The organism is Streptomyces sp. NPDC057939, assembly GCF_042887545.1.
Lineage (GTDB): Bacteria > Actinomycetota > Actinomycetes > Streptomycetales > Streptomycetaceae > Streptomyces.
In genome coordinates this window covers 70,607-88,623 of sequence record NZ_JBHVPG010000017.1, presented here as the reverse complement: position 1 = coordinate 88,623, position 18,017 = coordinate 70,607, and the positions used below count along the sequence as shown (strand labels likewise).

General features: G+C 74.8%; 17 protein-coding genes. 7 read left to right on the top strand and 10 right to left on the bottom strand.

Annotated elements, in window-relative coordinates; all coding sequences use genetic code 11:
- Nucleotides 1–294: 294 nt before the first annotated feature.
- The 4 genes from ACFVS6_RS20255 (at nucleotide 295) to ACFVS6_RS20240 (ending at nucleotide 3,402) form a co-directional block, all read left to right on the top strand.
- Complete coding sequence (locus ACFVS6_RS20255; protein WP_389705504.1) at nucleotides 295–1,167, top strand: heavy metal-binding domain-containing protein; 873 nt, start codon at nucleotides 295–297, stop codon at nucleotides 1,165–1,167.
- A gap of 1 nt (nucleotide 1,168) precedes the next feature.
- Complete coding sequence (locus ACFVS6_RS20250; protein WP_389705503.1) at nucleotides 1,169–2,032, top strand: heavy metal-binding domain-containing protein; 864 nt, start codon at nucleotides 1,169–1,171, stop codon at nucleotides 2,030–2,032.
- Between the two features lie 466 nt (nucleotides 2,033–2,498).
- Nucleotides 2,499–3,101 (top strand): TIGR03086 family metal-binding protein, encoded by a 603-nt coding sequence (locus ACFVS6_RS20245; RefSeq protein ID WP_389705603.1) that lies wholly within the window; start codon nucleotides 2,499–2,501, stop codon nucleotides 3,099–3,101.
- Between the two features lie 28 nt (nucleotides 3,102–3,129).
- Nucleotides 3,130–3,402, top strand: a complete 273-nt coding sequence (locus tag ACFVS6_RS20240; RefSeq protein WP_389705501.1) for a DUF3253 domain-containing protein — start codon at nucleotides 3,130–3,132, stop codon at nucleotides 3,400–3,402.
- Between the two features lie 130 nt (nucleotides 3,403–3,532).
- Here ACFVS6_RS20240 and ACFVS6_RS20235 read toward each other — a convergent pair whose 3' ends face one another.
- Nucleotides 3,533–4,078 (bottom strand): MarR family winged helix-turn-helix transcriptional regulator, encoded by a 546-nt coding sequence (locus ACFVS6_RS20235; RefSeq protein ID WP_389705500.1) that lies wholly within the window; start codon nucleotides 4,076–4,078, stop codon nucleotides 3,533–3,535.
- Between the two features lie 42 nt (nucleotides 4,079–4,120).
- Here ACFVS6_RS20235 and ACFVS6_RS20230 point away from each other — a divergent pair, with 42 nt between their 5' ends.
- Nucleotides 4,121–4,570 (top strand): carboxymuconolactone decarboxylase family protein, encoded by a 450-nt coding sequence (locus ACFVS6_RS20230; protein WP_389705499.1) that lies wholly within the window; start codon nucleotides 4,121–4,123, stop codon nucleotides 4,568–4,570.
- A 347-nt stretch (nucleotides 4,571–4,917) separates the two neighbouring features.
- Nucleotides 4,918–7,599, top strand: coding sequence for a YfhO family protein (locus ACFVS6_RS20225; protein ID WP_389705498.1), 2,682 nt, complete (start codon nucleotides 4,918–4,920; stop codon nucleotides 7,597–7,599).
- A 58-nt stretch (nucleotides 7,600–7,657) separates the two neighbouring features.
- Here the strand turns inward: ACFVS6_RS20225 and ACFVS6_RS20220 are convergent, their stop codons facing one another.
- Nucleotides 7,658–8,305 carry a PASTA domain-containing protein gene (locus tag ACFVS6_RS20220; protein WP_389705496.1) on the bottom strand — a complete coding sequence of 216 codons (648 nt, stop codon included), beginning with the start codon at nucleotides 8,303–8,305 and terminating at the stop codon, nucleotides 7,658–7,660.
- A 251-nt stretch (nucleotides 8,306–8,556) separates the two neighbouring features.
- Here ACFVS6_RS20220 and ACFVS6_RS20215 point away from each other — a divergent pair, with 251 nt between their 5' ends.
- Nucleotides 8,557–9,435, top strand: coding sequence for a DUF4394 domain-containing protein (locus ACFVS6_RS20215; RefSeq protein ID WP_389705494.1), 879 nt, complete (start codon nucleotides 8,557–8,559; stop codon nucleotides 9,433–9,435).
- Nucleotides 9,436–9,549: 114 nt separating this feature from the next.
- Here ACFVS6_RS20215 and ACFVS6_RS20210 read toward each other — a convergent pair whose 3' ends face one another.
- The 8 genes from ACFVS6_RS20210 to ACFVS6_RS20175 form a co-directional block, all read right to left on the bottom strand.
- Nucleotides 9,550–11,649 carry a xanthine dehydrogenase family protein molybdopterin-binding subunit gene (locus ACFVS6_RS20210; protein ID WP_389705493.1) on the bottom strand — a complete coding sequence of 700 codons (2,100 nt, stop codon included), beginning with the start codon at nucleotides 11,647–11,649 and terminating at the stop codon, nucleotides 9,550–9,552.
- Nucleotides 11,650–11,711: 62 nt separating this feature from the next.
- The gene (locus ACFVS6_RS20205; protein WP_389705491.1) at nucleotides 11,712–12,737 is read right to left on the bottom strand and encodes an FAD binding domain-containing protein; all 1,026 of its coding nucleotides are present in this window, start codon (nucleotides 12,735–12,737) and stop codon (nucleotides 11,712–11,714) included.
- A complete protein-coding gene (locus ACFVS6_RS20200) occupies nucleotides 12,734–13,387 on the bottom strand; it encodes a 2Fe-2S iron-sulfur cluster-binding protein (protein WP_389705602.1) in 654 nt (217 codons plus the stop codon). Before ACFVS6_RS20200 ends, ACFVS6_RS20205 begins: the two co-directional genes overlap by 4 nt.
- Before the next feature lie 113 nt (nucleotides 13,388–13,500).
- Nucleotides 13,501–13,794, bottom strand: a complete 294-nt coding sequence (locus tag ACFVS6_RS20195) for a hypothetical protein (RefSeq protein WP_389705489.1) — start codon at nucleotides 13,792–13,794, stop codon at nucleotides 13,501–13,503.
- A 182-nt stretch (nucleotides 13,795–13,976) separates the two neighbouring features.
- Nucleotides 13,977–15,479 carry a glucose-6-phosphate dehydrogenase gene (gene zwf, locus ACFVS6_RS20190; RefSeq protein ID WP_389705487.1) on the bottom strand — a complete coding sequence of 501 codons (1,503 nt, stop codon included), beginning with the start codon at nucleotides 15,477–15,479 and terminating at the stop codon, nucleotides 13,977–13,979.
- A gap of 280 nt (nucleotides 15,480–15,759) precedes the next feature.
- Entirely contained in the window at nucleotides 15,760–16,119 is a 360-nt protein-coding gene (locus ACFVS6_RS20185; RefSeq protein WP_389705485.1) for a hypothetical protein, read from the bottom strand.
- A gap of 153 nt (nucleotides 16,120–16,272) precedes the next feature.
- Nucleotides 16,273–16,812, bottom strand: coding sequence for a DoxX family protein (locus tag ACFVS6_RS20180; RefSeq protein ID WP_389705484.1), 540 nt, complete (start codon nucleotides 16,810–16,812; stop codon nucleotides 16,273–16,275).
- 100 nt (nucleotides 16,813–16,912) lie between these two features.
- Nucleotides 16,913–17,974 (bottom strand): hypothetical protein, encoded by a 1,062-nt coding sequence (locus tag ACFVS6_RS20175; RefSeq protein WP_389705482.1) that lies wholly within the window; start codon nucleotides 17,972–17,974, stop codon nucleotides 16,913–16,915.
- Nucleotides 17,975–18,017: the final 43 nt, after the last annotated feature.

Genomic DNA, 18,017 nt, shown 5'->3' with positions numbered 1-18,017 from the left:
GCGACTCCACCGTGCCGGACGCTGCCGGTCCGGTGCGGTGGGGTGCGGTGCTGTGCTGTGCTGTGCGGTGCGTTCCGGTCACCGCCGCGCCTACCCCGCGAAGGGATCACCATGTGCGGAGGAGGGCCTGCCCGACGGCGCCGGCCGCCCCGCCCGACCGCCGTGCCCAAGCGCCTTGATGAGGAGCGCCGTTGGACCGGGCGACCGGCCTCCTCGCTGCTCCGTTCGATGTCATAGGCTGCCGAACGGCGATGCGATCCGCGCGGCGAGCCGAAGGGCCGATGGCACAGGACGATGACACAGCGACGAGACACCGGCCCGTCCGGCACCGGTCCGGGCGTGCCGACGGCCCCCCGGCCCGGCGGCCTCTGGGACTCGGGTCTGTCGTCCGAGGAGTACGCGGCCGTCAAGGGCGCCGGCTTCGAGCCCGTCGGCCAGGTACTGGGCACGACCGTCGTCAACATCGGCTACGGCGGTGTCGGGGGTTGCCCCGGCGCGTGGACGGTCCGGGACGGCAAACGGGTTCCGTTCTCCCGGTGGGTGCAGTCGTTGTCGTCGACGGCCGCGTCGATCCACGCGGCGCGCACCCTGGCACTGTCGCGCGCGGCGGCCGAGTGCGGCGCGCTCGGCGGTGACGGGATCGTCGGGGTGGAGCTGCGCATCGGCCGGTTCCCCGAAGGGTTCGTGGAGTACTCCGTGCGGGGCACCGCGGTCCGGGCCCGTTCGCGCGTCCGGCCGCACCGGCCGTTCACGTCGCACCTGACGGGCCAGGACTTCGCCAAGCTCCTGTACGCCGGATGGGTTCCCACCGGCCTCGCCCTCGGCATCGGCCTCGAAGTCCGGCACGACGACTGGCGCACCTCCCGCCGGACCACCTGGACCGCGGACAACCAGGAGGTCGACGGCTACACCCAGCTCCTCGGCCACGTCCGCCGGGAGGCCCGCAGACACCTGACCCTCGACGCGGCCAAGTACGGCGGCGAGGGACTGGTCGTGGACGAGGTGGAGCTGACGGTGAGCGAGAGCGAGTGCTCCTCGTACGGGTACGCGCGCGACTTCATCGCCGAGGCGGTCCTCGTCGGCACCTCCATCGCCCGGTTCGGCCGCTCCGAGCGGTCCGCCGGACCCACCCCACTGACCATGATGAGACTGGAGCGCGAGCGCTGACATGACCGAGCGAACCGGGCGGGAACCGGCCGGCGGAGCCGCACGGGCGGCCGTGGAGGGCGTGCCCGAGGACGCCATGCGGCGGCTCGCGCAACCCCGGTCGGGAGCGGGGGCGGCGCCGTTCACCTCGAACCTTTCGGTGAACGAGTTCCTGCTGGTGCGCGAGGCCGGCTTCCGCCCGCTCGGGCTCGTCCTCGGCTCGTCGGTTTACCACGTCGGCATCCAGTTCGGCCGGTGGTCGAAGAACCAGGAACTGACCAAACTGACGCAGGCCATGTACCACGCGCGCGAACTGGCGATGAGCCGCATGGAGGCGGAGGCGAGCGCCCTGGGCGCCGACGGGATCGTGGCGGTGCGGCTGGACATCGAGTTCAAGGAGTTCGGTTCGGACATCGCCGAGTTCATCGCCGTGGGTACGGCGGTCAAGGCAGCCGGCGCGGATCCGGGACCGGCCGGGACCTGGCTCAACAACAAGGGCAAGCCCTTCACCTCGGACCTGTCGGGCCAGGACTTCTGGACGCTGGTCAGGGCCGGCTACGCACCGCTGGACATGGTCATGGGCTCCTGCGTCTACCACGTGGCGCACCAGCGCTTCGCCCAGGCGCTGAGCACCTCGGGCCGCAACGTCGAGATCGAACCGTTCACCCAGGCGCTCTACGGCGCACGCGAACTGGCGATGGGACGCATGCGGGCGGAGGCGGCGGCCCTCGACGCGGAGGGGATCGTGGCGGTCCGGCTGCGGCAGCACTCGCACTCCTGGGGGGCGCACACCACCGAGTTCTTCGCGGTCGGGACGGCGGTCCGTCCGCTCCGCGACGACCACACCATCGACCCGCCGAGCCTGGTGCTGAGCCTCGATGACTGAGCCGCCGGACGTGCACATGCTGGCCGCGTCGCTGCGCCGGGACAGCGCGGACCTGCATCTGCACGTCGCCGTGCTGGCGGCGGACCTGGCGGACTCGCTCCCGGCAGGCACCGTGCGGGTCAAGCGCAGGCGCTCCCTCATGGAACGGATGGCCGGGCGCGAGGGTTCCGTCGCGGAACTCGACGTCGCGCTCGGGGAACGGCGCCTCCTGCTGAGGCTGGACCCGGAGGGTCGGGTGACCGGGGAGGACCGCCACGAGGTGCGGGGCATCGTGCTCTCCCGGCGCCCGGTGGGCCTGGACGGGTGGATCGACGCCCTGACCAGGTCACTGACCGAAACGGCCGCCGCTCACGCCCGGTCCCGAGAGGCCCTCGAACGCTTCCTGGAACTTCCGGCGCGTGTTGCGATGAGTTCGGGATCCGCCGCCGGTCTACCCTTCGGATCCATCGTTCGGGAGGAGCGGCAGATGACGGACATGACGACCCTCGACCTCGGACCGCAGGCCCGGCTCGTGGCGCGGCTCGTGGCGGGCGTACCCGACGCGCGCCTCGCCGCCCCGACGCCCTGCCCCGCGTACACGGTCGGTGACCTGCTGGGGCACCTCGCGGGGCTCTGCGTCGCCTTCCGCGACGCCGCCCGCAAGGACCTCGGCCCCACGACGGACACCGCCCCGGAGTCGGGCGTCCCCTCCCTGCCCGCCGGGTGGCGCGAGGAACTGCCCGAGGTCCTCGACGAGCTCGCCGGGGCCTGGCGGGACCCGGCCGCCCTGACCGGCATGACCCGCGCGGGCGGCGTGGACCTGCCGGGCGACATCGCGCTGGCGGTGGCCGCGGACGAACTCGTGGTGCACGGCTGGGACCTGGCCCGGGCCACCGGCCAGGAGTACGCGCCCGATCAGGCCGCGCTGCGCGCCTCGCACGCGTTCCTGTCGGCGGCAGCCGAGGAGGGTGACCGCGGTGACGGGATCTTCGGCCCCGTCGTGCCCGTACCGGACGACGCCCCGCTGCTGGACCGGGCCGTCGGGCTGAGCGGGCGCGATCCGGGCTGGACCCCGTCGACGTCCCCGTGACGCGGGCGACCGGCCGAGGACCGCAGGAGTGACGGACGACGAACGGCGGACGGGCCGGCGCCTGGAGCGAGCCATCCTGGAACTGCTGGAACGCCGCGGCCCGACCGCCGGCATCTGCCCCTCCGACGCCGCGCGGGCGGTGTACGAGGGCGACGACGACGGCTGGCGCGCCCTCATGGAACCGGCCCGCCGCGCGGCACGGCGCCTGGTCACCGCCGGCGAGGTGGAAATCACCCAGGGCGGCCGCCCGGTCGACCCGGCGACGGCTCGCGGCCCGATCCGTATCCGCCGATCCCACTGACCGCGTCCCCAACGGACCGCGTCCCCAACGGACCGTCGGCCCCATGGACGGCCCCACGGACCGTCGGCCGTCCCCGGCCGGAGGCGCCGGAGCCGGGGCCGGGCCGGGGCCGTCCCCCTGCCGTTCGGCCTCAGGCCCCGCCGAGCCAGCTGGTGGCGTCGAGGCGGAACGCGGTTTCGGCCGGGACGACGGTCCGCAGGGCGGCCTCGATGCCCCGCACGCGGTCCGCGCCCAGCGCCCCGGCCCACTCGGCGCGGAGTTCGTCGAACACGGCTGCCGAGCGGCCGAGGGCCGCGCGGCCGTGGGGGGTGAGGCGGACGAGTTTGCGGCGCGCGTCCCCGGGGTCGTCGGTGCGCTCCGCGTAGCCGAGGGCGAGCAACCGGTCGACCGTCTTGCCGGCGGCCTGTTTGGACACCCCGAGGCGCCGTCCGATGTCGCTCGCGGTCGCGCCCCGGTCGCCGATCGCCTGCAGGGCGAAGCCGTACGCGGGGCGCAGGCCGGGGTGGCCGTCCTCGGCGAGGCGGGCGTGCAGGCGGTCCATGAGGGTGCGGAAGCCACCGAGGAGGAGCAGGGGCAGCTCGAAGCCGGGGGTGTCGTCGAACTCCTCGAACGACGCGACCCCCTTGCCCGAATCGACAACCTGGTTTACGTTTCCTTCATCGACATCGTCAACCATGTTGTCGATCCTACCCGCCCCCACCCCTGCCCCGGAGCCGTCATGACCGCCGACCTGTCCACCCGAACCGACCTGTCCACCCGAACCGACCTGCCCGCCCGTACCGCCGCCGCCGTCGCCCTGCTCCGCGAGTCCCCGCAGACCCTGGACGGTTTCCTCAAGCTCAACGAGATCTTCGAGTCCACGACCCTGGACGCCCACTCCCGCGAGACCGTGATCCTCACCGTCGCCGCACGCAACCAGTGCCACCTGTGCGTCGACATGCACGAGGCGAAACTCGCCGCCCTCGGCCCCGCCCCCGACCCCGAACGCCTGGCTGCGGTGCGCCGGTTCACCCTCCAGGTCGTCGCCTCCTCGGGCGCGGTGAGCGAGGAGGAGATGGCGGCCTTCCGCGCCCACGGCTACGACCGCCGCAACGCGCTGGAGGTCGTCCTCGGCATCGGGACGTACACCGTCTCGACCCTTGCCAACCGCCTCACCGGCGCCGCGTAGGAGGATCCCCGCGGGGCGATCGGGCGGCGGTCGACGCAGAAACGGACGAAAAGGCTCCGGCGGTCTGTCCCGCCGCGACGCCACCGCGACGCCACCGCGACGCCACCGCGACGCCACCGCGACGCCACCGCGACGCCACCGCGACGCCACCGCGACGCCACCGCGGCGCCACCGCGACCGCGTCACGACCGCACCGCGACCGCGCCGACGTCCCTCCCACGCGGAGGCATCAGGTCCGGATCACGGTGTGGGAAGACAGGCGAAATTATCCGCCCGTTCACATAGGGTCATGCTTTCCGCGGCCCCCGTCCAGGCCGAACGCCTGATCACACGAGGGTCTTCCCCGCATGAGCCACGCCTCGCTCACCCCTGCCCCGATCGACGTCGCGGCCGGTCGCCGCATACCCGCACCGCCGCCGGCGCCCCGGCGCGCGGCGCGGGCGGCGCCCCCGGTCGCGGCGCTGATGGCCATGGTCGCGTACTGCGCCGGGCTCGCCCTCCACGGCACCTTCCCCTTCGGGGTCGTCCCGCGCGCGGACAACGACCTGCGCCACCAGTACGTCCCCTTCCACACCTACCTGTGGGACCTCCAGCACGGCACCGCCCAGGGCGACCTGCTGTTCAACTGGCAGAGCGGCTACGGGGTCGGCTTCCTCGCCGACTTCGCCACCTACCTGGCGAATCCCTTCTCCTGGCTGACCGGCCTCTTCCCCCGCGAAGAGGTCGAGTTCGCCGTCTTCCTGGTCAGCCTGCTCAGCATCGGGCTCGCCGCGGCCCTGATGACCGTCTTCCTCGGCCGGCTCCGCCCCGGCTCCCCCTGGCTGCGCGCCCAGCTCTCCGTCGGCTACGCCGTCTGCGGCTGGAACGTCGCCGAGGGAGCCATCGTCCCCATGTGGATGTGGGGTCTGGTCGCGCTGCCGTTGCTCGCGCTCGTCACCGACTGGTGCCTGACCGGACGCCGCTGGGTGCTCGGCACCTTCCTGATCGCGTTCTGCTGGAGCGCCAACTTCTACACCGCCGCGATGGCCACCCTGGCCGCCGCGATCCTCCTGGTCCTGAGACTGGCGACCGCCGACGTCGACCGCCGCACCCGTTTCCGCGTCCTGGCACGGGCCGCCGGCATGACGGCCACCGGCATGCTCCTCGCCGCGCCCGTCATCCTGGTGTGCGCCCTCGCCAACGCGCAGGCCCAGCCCACCGACCGGTACGTCGTCGGCGTGGAGACGGCGCCGCTCACCTATCTCGCGATGTTCCTGCCGGGCAGCCTGGCCAGCCCCACCGCGCCGAACGTGTTCGTCGGCGTCCTTGTTCTTCTGCTGGTGCTCGCCCTGCCGTTCCAGTCCCGGGTGCCCGTCCGCGAGCGCGTCGCCTGGGCGCTCGTCATCACGCTGACCGCCGTCTCCTTCGTCGTCACCCCCACCGCCAAGCTGTGGCAGGGCTTCGCGCTGCCGCACGGTGCCCCGTTCCGGGAGGCGTTCGTCCTCAGCGGCTTCCTCGTGATGGCCGCGTGGGTGTGCCTCGCCCGCATGCCGCGCCCCCGCGCCCTGCTCGGTGGCGCGGCGCTCCTGGCCCTGCTCGTCGCCCTCACCCACGACGCCCAGCCGATCGGCGATCCGGCCCTGAGGGGCACCCTCGCCGGCGGTGTCGTGTTCACCGGACTGCTCCTGCTGTACGCCCGCGGTCTGCGGCGCCGCGCGCGGGCCGTCGTCACGTCCCTCCTCGCCGCGTCCGTCGTCGCCACGACCGCCCACGCCGTGTACGCCGTCACCGCCCTGGAGGACCCCTCGCTGCGCGGCCCGTCCCGGCCCCGGACGATGACCACCGTCGGCCTGGAGGCCCACGAGGCGCTGACCGGCCTGAGCCGGTGGCCCGACGCCCGCGCCGAGGCCGGCCCCGGGGTGTTCGTCACCAACAACGACGCGATGCTGCTCGGCGGCCAGGGCGGCTCCTACTACAGCAGCTACGTGACCCGGGAGACCGCGAGCGGCCTCGCCGGCCTCGGCCTCGGCCAGGCGATGGGCGGCCGACACCTGTGGCCGGCCCGCGACCCGGTGCTGCACGCCCTGTTCGGTGTCGGAGCCACCCTCGACACGGACGCCCCGACCGGCCCGCGGCCGCGCACCATGCCCGCACCCCCGCTGGTCACCGTACGGCCGGACGGAAGCGACGGGATGTACGGCGCACCCGCCGACTCGGTGTGGGCCCGACGGCAGGCGGCACTGGGCGCACGCGTGTACACGGTGCCGGACCTCACGCCCGCGAACCCGGACGTCGTACGCACCGCCGCGGGCTGGCCGCTCGCCGGCGCGGACGAGCAAGGACGGGCAACGGCCGGCCAGGCCCAGGCCCAGGCCGGGCCCCAGGCCCGGCCTGGTTGGGCCAACACGTTCACCGCGCGGTGCGCGCCCGGCGACCGCGCCTTCCTGTACGCCCCCGCCCTGCGCGCCGACGTGGCGGTCCGGGACGGGGTGTCCCAGGGGTTCTACGGGGATCCGCCCGTGAAACTGAGCCCGCTCGTGGAGGTGGGCCGGGCGGGGGCCGACGGCCTGCTCACCCTCGACGTCCGCACCGGGGAGACGGGCCAGGTGCTCCCGGCCGACGCGATCGGCTGCCTGGACGCCCCGGCCCTCGACGCCGCCGTACGGTTGCTGCGGGACACCGGTGCCACGGCGGTCCGGGTGGACGGCCACTCGATCGGCGCCGACCTCCCGAAGGGCTCCACCGGTACCGCCGTCGTCGCCGCCACCGCGCCCCCGGGGTGGACCTGTTCCGCCGACGACGGCCCGACCCGGCCCCCGGTCTCCCACCAGGGCCTTCTGGGCGTCCCGTTGGGCGACGGCGCGGACCGCGTCGCGTGCGCCTACACGCCCCCCGGCCTGACGGCCGGCCTCGCGGGAACGACGGCCGGCGCGCTCGTGGTGGCCGGAGTACTGCTCCTGCGGCGGCTGCGGTCACGCCGTCCGCGGCGGCAGACGACGGGCGGGCCGCGCCGGCCGGCCGGCGATCGGGTCGACGCCCGTCGCGGTTGAGAGCCGGCGGTCGCGCGCGGGAGCCGGTGGCCGGCGGTCGCCTCGGGGGCAGGACTCGTCAGGGGCAGGACTCGTCGGCCTTGACGACGGTGAAGGCGACCGGCTGCCCGGTCAGCGCGGCACCCGCGGCCGGGTTCTGGGTGCACACCTTCCAGTTCGACTCCTGGAGGACCACGCGGCCCTGCGACGAGGCGTCCTTGACGGTGATCGACGCGTTCGTCGGCAGCGCGGTGCGGGCGGCCTTCATGCCCTTGCCGACGAAGTCGGGCATGGTGCCGCCGGCCGGTTTCGGGGCGGGGGCGTCAGCGGCCGGGCAGGTTTCCTCAAGCTTGACCGTGCCGAAGTCGATGGTGGTCGACGTGTCGACGTTCGCACCGGCGGCAGGGGTCTGGGCGCACACCTTCCAGTTGCGGTCGAGGGCCTGGAGCCGCTGTCGGCCGAGGCTGTCGTGGGACTTCAGGAGGACGAACCCGGCGGCCTGGGCCTCGTCCTGGGCGGTTTGCAGGCCCTTGCCGACGAAGTCGGGGAGCGTGGCGGTCCTGGCACCACCGGCGGGTGCCTCGGAAGGTGAGGTCCCCGCCGGGGAGGAGACGGCCGGGGAGGAGGCGGCGGGTGCGCCGGGCTTGCTGTCCGCGACCTGCGGGTTGCAGGCGGTGAGTGCGAGGAGGCCGGTGGCCGCGAGCAAGGTGACGTGGTGTGTGCGCATCGCGCCATGATTGCGGCGGATGCAACGGTTCGTGGGGCATGTCACCGTTCTGTGACGCACGGACGCCGCGCACCGCCGAGGAGGGGCGTCGAGGAGGGGCGTCGAGGAGCGGGCGCCCCGACCACCCGTACGGCCATTGGGAGGGTGTTCGCGGCTTCGACCCATCCGCGGCGCCCCGGACTTCGAAACCGGGGGCGAGCCCGCGATTCCCGCGGGCGGGATCGACCGACCCTCACTCCTCGGGGAGCACCATGCGTACGCGCAAGACCATCACCGCCCTCTCCATCGCCGTGGCCGCGGCCCTGTCCGCGCCCGTCCTGGCGTCCGCGGACGGCGGCGGCAACGCCATGGACCACATGGACCGCACGGACCGCAAGGCGCTGACCGCCGTGGGCCTGACCGCGAACCAGCGGCTGGTCGAGTTCGCCGTCGACCGGCCCGGCAGGACCATGTCGATCGGCAGGGTGACCGGCCTGGCCGGCGACACCAAGCTCGTCGGGATCGACTTCCGGGTGCAGAACGAGAAGCTCTACGGCGTCGGGGACAAGGGCGGCGTCTACACCCTCGACACCGGCAACGCGAAGGCCACGAAGGTGTCCCAGCTCACCGTCGGACTCTCCGGCCGCCGGTTCGGCGTGGACTTCAACCCGGCGGCCAACCGGCTCCGCGTCATCAGCGACACCGGGCAGAACCTGCGCCACAACCTCGACGACGCCGCGGCCGCGCTCGGCACCACCGTCGACGGCACGCTCACCAACCCGACCACCCCGCCGTCCACGGCGACGGGCGTCACCGGCGCCGCGTACACGAACAACGACCTCAACACGGCGACCGCGACGACCCTCTTCGACATCGACACCAAGGCCGACCGGGTCTCCCTCCAGTCGCCCGCCAACGCCGGCACCCTCGCCCCGACCGGGAACCTCGGGGTCGACGCCGGACCGGACGCCGGGTTCGACATCTACTTCTCGCCCCTGCACGGCACCAACCGGGGCTTCGCGGCGCTCAACACCGGCGGAGCCTTCCGCCTGTACGGGGTCGACGTGCTGACCGGCGCCGCCCGCGACATGGGCGCGTTCCCGAAGCAGCAGCAGGTCACCGACCTCGCCCTGCCGCTGGACCAGGGCTGACGCAGCGGTGCGGTGGGCCGCCCGACGCAACGGCCCACCGCACCACCCGCCACCGCAGCACCCGCCACCGCACCACCCGCCCCGCCCCCGTGCCCCGCTGCGGCGGCGGCGACCTCAGGCGTCGACGCGCAGTGCGGCCAGTACGCGGTCGGGGGTCAGGGGCAGTTCGCGCAGGCGGCGTCCCGTGGCGTGGGCGAGGGCGTTGCCGATGGCGGCGGCCGTTCCGACGATGCCGATCTCACCGATCCCCTTGCTGCCCATCGGGTTGAGGTGCTTGTCGTGTTCGTCGATCCAGTGCGCCTCGATGTCCGGCACGTCGGCGTGGGCGGGCACGTGGTAGGCGGCCAGGTCGCTCTCGACGAAGTCGCCGAACGCCGCGTCCACGGTGCTGTGTTCCGTCAGCGCCATCCCGATGCCCATCACCATCGCGCCCTTGAACTGTGAGCGCGCGGTCCGCGGGTTGAGGATGTGGCCGGCGGCGTAGACCCCGAGCAGGCGTCGGACGCGTACCTCCCCGGTCACCGTGTCCACCCGCACCTCGGCGAAGTGCGCGCCGAAGGCGTGCCGGGCGTAGGGGGACTTCTGCCCGGCCGATTGCGTGGTGTCGGCCGACGCGCACAGGCCCCCGGCCGGCAGCGGCCCCCGGTGGCGCTCCAGGCGCGCGGCCAGCGCGGCGCAGGCGTCGTGGACGGCCCACCCCCAGGAGCCCGTACCGGAGGAGCCGCCGGCGAGGGACGCGGCGGGCAGTCCGGTGTGTCCGATGGCGACGGAGACGCTTTCGACGGGAACCCGCAGGGCGTCGGCCGCCACCTGGGCGAGGACGGTACGCGCCCCGGTACCGATGTCCGTCGCGTTGATCTCGACGAGGTGACCGCCGTCGGGCAGGGCGTGCGCGCGGGCGGTCGAAGGAGCGATCAGCACGGGATAGGTGGCGGCGGCCACCCCGGTACCGACGAGGTACGGGCCCTCGCGGAGCGGGGTGCGCCGGCCCGCCCAGCCGAACCGCTCGGCACCCTCGCGCAGGCACTCCACCAGGTGGCGGCTGCTGAACGGGCGGCCGCTGTCGGGTTCGGTCGGGGGCTCGTTGCGCACCCGCAGGTCGATGGGGTCCATGCCGAGGGCGTCCGCCAGTTCGTCCATCGCCGATTCCAACGCGTACATGCCGGGGGCCTCGCCGGGCGCGCGCATCCACGACGGTGTCGGCACGTCCAGCGCGACCGCGCGGTGCGTGGTCCGCACGTCCGGCACGGCGTACATGACGCGGGCGGGCACGGCGGCCTGCTCGACGAACTCCCGGACGCGGGAGGTGTGCGTGGTGATCTCGTGGGTGAGGGCCGTGAGGGTCCCGTCGGCGTCGGCGCCCAACCGGATCCGGTGCAGCGTGGGCGCGCGGTGTCCCACCGTCGCGGGCAGGTGGGCGCGGGGGAGGGACAGTTTGACGGGCCGGCCGTAGTGGCGTGCGGCCATCGCGGCCAGGACCACGTGGGGGCGCGGGGTCCCCTTGGAACCGAAGCCGCCGCCCACGTGCTCGGAGACGACTGTGACGTCCTCCTCGGCGAGCCCGAACAGGGGGACCAGTGCGGCCCGGACGGCGCCCGCCCCCTGGCTGGAGTCGTGCACGGTCAGGTGGTGGCCCTCGGCGTCCCACACGGCCGTGGCGGCGTGCGGCTCCATGGGGTGGTTGTGCAGCGGCGCCACCGCGTAGGCGCAGTCGACCCGGACGGCGGCGGCGGACAGCGCCGCGTCCGGGTCGCCCTGCTCCCGGTGGGCGGGATGGCCGCCGTTGGCCTCCTGCGGGGTGTAGGCGTCGGGGTGGTCGGCGCTGAGGACGACGTCGTGCGGCTCGCTCGCGTAGTCGACCCGCACCTGCGAAGCGGCGGCCCGCGCGGCCTCGGGACCGTCCGCGACGACGAGGGCCACGTACCAGCCGCGATGGGGGACCCGGGTGTCCTGCAGCAGTTGCAGCGTGGGGTCGTCGGAGGGGCCCAGGCGCGGTGCGTCGAACGGCGTCAGCACACCGATGACGCCGGGCAGCGCGGCGGCGGCCGTGGCGTCGACGGCGGTGACGCGCCCGCGGGCGACCGTCGCGGGGACCGGCCAGGCGTAGGCGCAGCCGGGCGGGGTGTGCTCGGCGGCGTAGCGGGCCGCTCCGGTGACCTTCTCCCGTCCCTCCCGCCGGGGCGTGGGGCTGCCGAGTGCGTTGGTGGAGCGCATGACGGCTCCCTCTCTGATCGGTGCGGACCCGGCCGCCACGTCGGCCGGACGGGGGTGGCGTCCTACGCGGCGGGCCGGTCCGGGGCCGGCGGTCCGCCGGCCGCGCCGACGAGGCGGGCGAGCGCGTCGTGGGCGAGGCCCCGCGCCAGCTCGACCTTGAACACGTTGTCGCGCAGCGGCCGGGCCTGCGCCAGCTCCGCGTCCACGGCCCGGCGCACGGCCTCCTCGGTGGGTCGGGCGCCCGTCAGCAGCTCCTCGGCGCGAGCGGCGCGCCAGGGCCGGTGGGCGAGCCCGCCGAACGCGAGGGCGAGGTGCCGCACGCGCCCGTCGTCGGCGAGTTCCAGCACGGCGGCGACCGAGGCGAGGGCGAAGGCGTACGAGGCCCTGTCGCGGGCCTTGCGGTAGAGCGATACCGCGCCGGGGGCCGCCGGGGGCAGCACCACGGCGGTGACGATCTCCCCGGGGCGGATGACGGTGTCCTGCTCGGGGCGGTCCCCGGGCAGCCGGTGGAACGCGGTCGCGGCGACGCTCCGGGTCTCCTCGCCGCCCCCGTACAGCTCGATGCCCGCGTCCAGCGCGGCGAGGGCCACGGCCATGTCGGAGGGGTGCGTGGCGACGCAGTGCTCGGAGTGGCCGAGTACGGCGAGGTCGCGGTGGACGCCGTCGCGGGCGCCGCAACCGGTGCCGGGCTCGCGCTTGTTGCACGGCTTGGACACGTCCTGGAAGTACGGGCAGCGGGTGCGCTGGAGCAGGTTCCCGCCGGTGGTGGCCACGTTGCGAAGCTGCCCGGACGCGCCCGCGAGCAGGGCCTGGGACAGCGCCGGGTACCGGGACCGTACGAGGGGGTGGGCGGCCAGGTCGCTGTTGGGCACGCCGGCTCCGACGCGCAGTCCGCCCTCGGGCGTCTCCTCGATCCCGCGCAGGGGCAGCCGGGTGATGTCGATGAGCGCGGTCGGCGTTTCGACACCGTGTTTCATGAGGTCGACGAGGTTGGTGCCGCCCCCGAGGTAGCGGGCGCCCGGATGCGCGGCGTGCGCGTCGACGGCTTCCCGCAGGCTGGTGGCCCGTACGTAGGCGAACGGCTTCACGCGATCACGTCCGGGGTGCCGGTGGCCGCCGGAGCGGGCCGGACGCCGGCGTCGGCGCCCGCCTCGGATTCGGCGACCGCGGCCACCGCCTCGACGATCCCGTTGTAGGCGCCGCAGCGGCAGAGGTTCCCGCTGAGCCGCTCGCGGATCTCCCCGGGGGACAGCGCGACGGGGCCCGGCGGCCGGGCCGCGCCCGTGACGTGCGAGGGATGCCCGGCCGCGGCCTCCGCGAGGACGCCGACGGCGGAGCACAGTTGGCCGGGGGTGCAGTAGCCGCACTGGTAGGCGTCGTGCGCGAGGAACGCCTCCTGGAGCGGGTGCAGCGTCCCGTCGGCGTCGGCGAGCCCCTCGACGGTGGTGACCTCGGTCCCGTCCTGCGCCACGGCCAACAGCAGGCAGCTGTTCGCGCGCCGGCCGTCGACGAGGACGGTGCAGGCGCCGCACTGGCCGTGGTCGCAGCCCTTCTTGGTGCCGGTCAGGTCCAGCGATTCGCGCAGGGCGTCGAGGAGGGTGACGCGGTGGTCCAGGTCGAGCACGCGATCCGTGCCGTTGACCCGCAGCGCGACGCGCGAGTGTTGCCCGCCGCCCTCAGGGACGCCGGGCGGGTCGGCGTCACGTCCGGCGTCGCGTGCGGCGTCGGACCGGTGCAGGGGTGGTGTTCCGCTCGCAGCCACGGCTGTCCTTCATGTCCGGTACGTATGGGTATGACCGTCGACTGCCCAGCCTCGGGCATCCCACACGCTCCGGCGTCCTGGGCGCGCCGTCACGCGTCCGTCGGCTCGGGCCGACGGGTGGCCCGAGCCGCGGGCGCTGCCGCCGGCGCGCCACGAGACGCCTTGCGCAGCCGCGCCAGGGAGACCACGGTCAACGCCAGCAAGCCGCTGAACAGGGCGAGGAGCAGCAGGAGCATCCACATGTGCCGACTGCCGGGGCGTTGCCACCCCTCCCAGGCGGCGCCACCCGCCCACAGGACGAACCCGCAGGCGTAGGCGGCGCGGATGCGGCGCAACTGTCGGACGGCGCGCGGGGCGAAGACGGCGGGCGTCAGCAGGTCCATGGCGACCGGCTACCCAGGCCGGGCCGATGGAACCGGCCGGCCGCCCCGCAGCCGCCGCGACTTTCCCCGCCACCCGCCGCCCACCACCCGCCGCCGGCTACCTGCTGCCGGCCGCTCGCCGCCCGCCGCGCGTACCGGCAGTGGCCGCTCGGTCCGCGCCGCGGTGATGGCCCGCTCGGCGGCTACGATCCGCGGGGCCGCCGGTCCGGCAGGTGCCAGCGGTACGGCGCGACGAGCGCGTCGATCTCGGCGGGCCCCCAGCTCCCGGGCGCGTACGGCCGCACCGGCGGCGGGGCGTCGAGCAGCGGGGTCGCCACCTCCCAGAGCCGCTCGACGCCGTCGGACCGGGTGAAGAGGGCCTGGTTGCCGCGCATCGCCTCCAGGAGGAGGTGCTCGTACCCCTCCAGGGAGTTCTCGGTGGCGAAGGAGGTGCGGTACGCGAACACCATGTCGCCCTCCGCCAGCTGCATCGACGGACCCGGCTCCTTGACCAGGAACCGGGCGGTGAGGGAGCCGGGATCGGCGAAGTCGATGACGATCTCGTTGGCCCGGCCGTCCGCCGCCTCGCGCGCGTCCATCGGGAACATCCGCAGCACCGGCTCGCGGAGCCCGAGCGTGACCACGTGCCGGCCCTCCGCCAGGGCCTTCCCCGAACGCAGGTGGAACGGCACCCCGGCCCACCGCCAGTTGTCGATCTCGACCCGCAGCGCCACGAACGTCTCGGTGTCCGACTCCGGGGCGACCCCGGGCTCTTCGCGGTAGCCGGTGTACTGACCGCGGACGACGTGGGCGGGGTCCACCGCCCGCATGCTCTGGAAGACCTTGACCTGCTCGTCCCGCAGCGCGTCCGCCCCCAGGGTCACCGGGGGCTCCATGGCGACGAACCCCAGCAGCTGGAACAGGTGCGTGACCACCATGTCGCGGAAGGTTCCGGTGCCCTCGAAGAAATGGGCGCGCCCCTGGATGTCGATGTGCTCGGGCACGTCGATCTGTACGTGACTGATGTGCTCGCGGTTCCACAGCGGCTCGAAGAGGCCGTTCGCGAACCGCAGCGCCAGGATGTTGTCGACGGCCTCCTTCCCGAGGAAGTGGTCGATGCGGAAGACGCGGGACTCGTCGAAGACGGCGTGGATGGTCGCGTTGAGCGCGCGGGCGGACGCCAGGTCCGTACCGAAGGGCTTCTCGACGATGACCCGGGCGTCCCGGGCGAGACCCGTGGCCCCGATCAGGTCGATGACCGAGGCGAAGGCGACGGGCGGCACGGCCAGGTGGAAGAGCCGGTGCGGGCTGCCCCCGACGGCGGCCTCGGCCTCGCGGACCGCCGCCACCAGCGGTTCCGCGGCTCCCGTGTCGGCGGCGCCGAACGACAGGCAGGCCTCGAACGCCTCCCAGGCCGGGCCCTCGGGCCGCGAGCGGCCGAATTCCGCCACGGCCTGCCGCGCGTGCTCCCGGAACCCCTGGTCGGTGAGGGCCTCGGCCGCCGGCGCGCTGCCGACGATCCGGTAGCGGCCCGGCATCAGCCCCGCCCGGGCCAGGTGGAACAGCCCGGGCAGCAGCTTGCGGCGGGCCAGGTCGCCGGTCGCGCCGAACAGGACGATGACGTGGTCCGCCGGAATCGGCTCGGGCCCGGAGGAGGAGCCGGGGGAGCCGGCGGGGGAGGGAGCGGGCGGGGCGGGCTGGACCATGGGGCATCCTCACTCGTCCGACGGCACGGGCCGACGCCGTGCCTGTGCACCGCTCAGGCGCGGCCGTACGTCCTCAAGGCCCCACTGTGCGCGCCCCCGGCCGATCCGGCACCCCGGGGCCGTCGACTCGGGTGGCGGCCCCGTTGATCGCGGGAACGCCGACCGGCCCGAGGAAGGGACGGGAGTGGATGGGAGTGGACGGGGAGGGACGGGCCGGGAGACCGGGGGCCGAGGCGGCGCGGTCGGGAGCCGAACGGGCGCGATCAGACGAGCGGACGCCTCACCGGCCGTCCGGCCGGCGCCGCAGGTCCAGCATGGCGAGCAGCGAGGCCAGGTCGTCGGGGCCCGTGGTGCGGGCCTCGACCGCCTGGTGGGCCCGCTCGCGACGCTCGCCGGACGCGGGGGATTCGTGGCACCGCGCCCCGGCGCCGGCATCCGGTCCGGGCGCCCCGTCCCCGTCGGAGCCGCGACGGTGCCGGCCCGCCGTCGCGCAGACGGCCGCCGTCCCCGAGGCGCGGCGGCGCCGGGCGTTGCGGGCGGCGGCGGCCAGGGTCTCCGTCAGGCGCCCCGGCCCGAGCGGGGCCGGTCGGAGCAGCGCGGCGACGGACATGCTGCGGGCGGGGTGACGGGCGTCTGCCATGGAGTGCTCCTCCTCGGTCCGGCCGGTTCCCGACCGGCGGCGGGCTCGGGACCCGGATGTCGTGCGGTGCGTGCGGTGCGTGCGGTGCGTGCGTGCGGTGCGTGCGTGCGGTGCGTACGGTAGCCCGCCGGTGGCCGGCCGGACCGTCCCGGCTCAGCGCGAGCCGGGCAGGGAGGCCACGACCGCCCTGGCACGGTCGACCGTACTCGCCGCGACCGCCTCGGCGGGGCGCCGTACCGCCCTCGCCGGGTGCCGGCGGTCGAGCGCGTGCAGCGAGCGGTAGGCGAGCGAGGGCTTGCCGTGGGTGTCCGCGGCGGCGATCAGGAGCCCACCCATGGTCGCGAGGTCGGTCAGGAAGTGGGCGCGCCGGCGTGCCCGCTCGTGCGGATCCCGCTCCTTCCAGAACGCGTGCGTGGCGAGGGAGGTCGGCACCAGCGAGGCGGCGAGCGTGAGCGCGGCCACACGCGGGGCGCGCCCCGTCGCGAACAGCAGACCCGCTGCCGTTTGGACCGCACTGGTCACACGTACGAATCGGACCGGATCCCCGGCGAAGGACGGGAGGTGCTTCCCGACCTCCCGGGCGACGGGTTGGGCGACTTCCGCGACGGCCTCGGGGTGGCGAAGGGTGCGCAGTCCACCGGCGATGAACGGAGCGGCGAGCAGCGGGCGGGCGAGCTTTCGAAGGACGGCCATGTCCCGCTGCTGCCCAGCCGCGGCCCGTCCATCCGACCCGACCCCACCCGGGCGGCGGGCCGGGCCCGGGGTCGCGACGACCCGGGCCCCGGCCGCGGTGTCAGCCGGTCGGAAGGCCCAGGCCGTAGTACGTGACGTGGTAACCGTCGACGTAGTCGGCCTCCCCGCCGACGATCAGATCGGTCGGCTCGTCCACCCCCACCGCCCTGGCCGTCGCCACCAGCATCTCCGCGAGCGCGTGGCCCTTCGGTTCGCCGGGGCCGCCGGCGTCCACGCGCCACACCCGGGCGTCGTCGCTCCAGATCGAAGCGGTGTCCGGGTACTGGGCCAGGGTGCCCCAGCCGAGTGCGGCCGGATCGATGCCGTCCGGGGCGAAGCAGCCGAGGGCCAGCCGGTCGCCGTCGCACGCCACGTCGAACAGGATGGGCGAACCGGCGCCGGTGCGCCCGTAGAACGGCATCCCGATGGTGATGCCGAGGGCGTCGGCCTCGGCGGGCAGCGCGCCCAGGAAGTCGCCCAGCGAGGTGCTGACGGTCTCCCAACTCCGGGCCGTCCAACGGCCGGGAAGGCCGAGGCCGGCATTGGCGGGGTCACGATTGCTGCCGAAGAACCCGCTGATCGAGTGTTCCTCGCCGACGCCCTGGCGCCAGAACCAGTTCTCCGCCGGGCCGGTGGGCCGCAGGACGAGCTCGGGGCCCGACCCACCGGCGCGCAGCTCCAGGGTGTTCGGACTGCCGCGCCAGCGCGTGAAGGGGGCGCCCCAGAGCGGCCCGCTGTCGTAGAAGGGGCCCATCCCGCCGTGCGAACCCATGACGGACGGCTTGCCCAGCGCCGCGACCAGTTCCTCCCTGGCGGCGCGGAACGCGGCGGCCTGCGCCGCGGCGTCGTCCGCGACGGCCGCCAGCGGGACCGCCAGCTCCACGTACGACTCGCCGTCGACGTACCGTTCCTCGTACTTGCCGACCGGCCGCAGACGGGCATCGCCCGATGTCGGGCCGGTGACCAGGAGGGGCCGGTCCGGCGTACCGCCCCAGGCCCATCCGAGCTGCCCCGCCAGGGACTTCACCCCGTCCGGCGTCCAGCCGCCGGCGTCCGCCGCGACGAGTGCCCGGGCGAGATCCGCGATCGACCGTTCTACTGTGCTTCCCCGTTGTGCGTTCACCCGCCCATCCTGCCGCACCCCCGGACCGACCGATTCCGGGAGC

What these genes read in the sequence shown, in the direction of transcription:
- ACFVS6_RS20250 (WP_389705503.1), top strand. Translation starts at nt 1,169, where the DNA reads ATGACCGAGCGAACCGGGCGGGAACCGGCCGGCGGAGCCGCACGGGCG.
- ACFVS6_RS20255 (WP_389705504.1), top strand. Translation starts at nt 295, where the DNA reads ATGACACAGCGACGAGACACCGGCCCGTCCGGCACCGGTCCGGGCGTG.
- ACFVS6_RS20235 (WP_389705500.1), bottom strand. Translation starts at nt 4,078, where the DNA reads ATGGTTGACGATGTCGATGAAGGAAACGTAAACCAGGTTGTCGATTCG.
- ACFVS6_RS20215 (WP_389705494.1), top strand. Translation starts at nt 8,557, where the DNA reads ATGCGTACGCGCAAGACCATCACCGCCCTCTCCATCGCCGTGGCCGCG.
- ACFVS6_RS20225 (WP_389705498.1), top strand. Translation starts at nt 4,918, where the DNA reads ATGAGCCACGCCTCGCTCACCCCTGCCCCGATCGACGTCGCGGCCGGT.
- ACFVS6_RS20180 (WP_389705484.1), bottom strand. Translation starts at nt 16,812, where the DNA reads ATGGCCGTCCTTCGAAAGCTCGCCCGCCCGCTGCTCGCCGCTCCGTTC.
- ACFVS6_RS20245 (WP_389705603.1), top strand. Translation starts at nt 2,499, where the DNA reads ATGACGGACATGACGACCCTCGACCTCGGACCGCAGGCCCGGCTCGTG.
- ACFVS6_RS20220 (WP_389705496.1), bottom strand. Translation starts at nt 8,305, where the DNA reads ATGCGCACACACCACGTCACCTTGCTCGCGGCCACCGGCCTCCTCGCA.
- zwf (WP_389705487.1), bottom strand. Translation starts at nt 15,479, where the DNA reads ATGGTCCAGCCCGCCCCGCCCGCTCCCTCCCCCGCCGGCTCCCCCGGC.
- ACFVS6_RS20210 (WP_389705493.1), bottom strand. Translation starts at nt 11,649, where the DNA reads ATGCGCTCCACCAACGCACTCGGCAGCCCCACGCCCCGGCGGGAGGGA.
- ACFVS6_RS20230 (WP_389705499.1), top strand. Translation starts at nt 4,121, where the DNA reads ATGACCGCCGACCTGTCCACCCGAACCGACCTGTCCACCCGAACCGAC.
- ACFVS6_RS20185 (WP_389705485.1), bottom strand. Translation starts at nt 16,119, where the DNA reads ATGGCAGACGCCCGTCACCCCGCCCGCAGCATGTCCGTCGCCGCGCTG.
- ACFVS6_RS20195 (WP_389705489.1), bottom strand. Translation starts at nt 13,794, where the DNA reads ATGGACCTGCTGACGCCCGCCGTCTTCGCCCCGCGCGCCGTCCGACAG.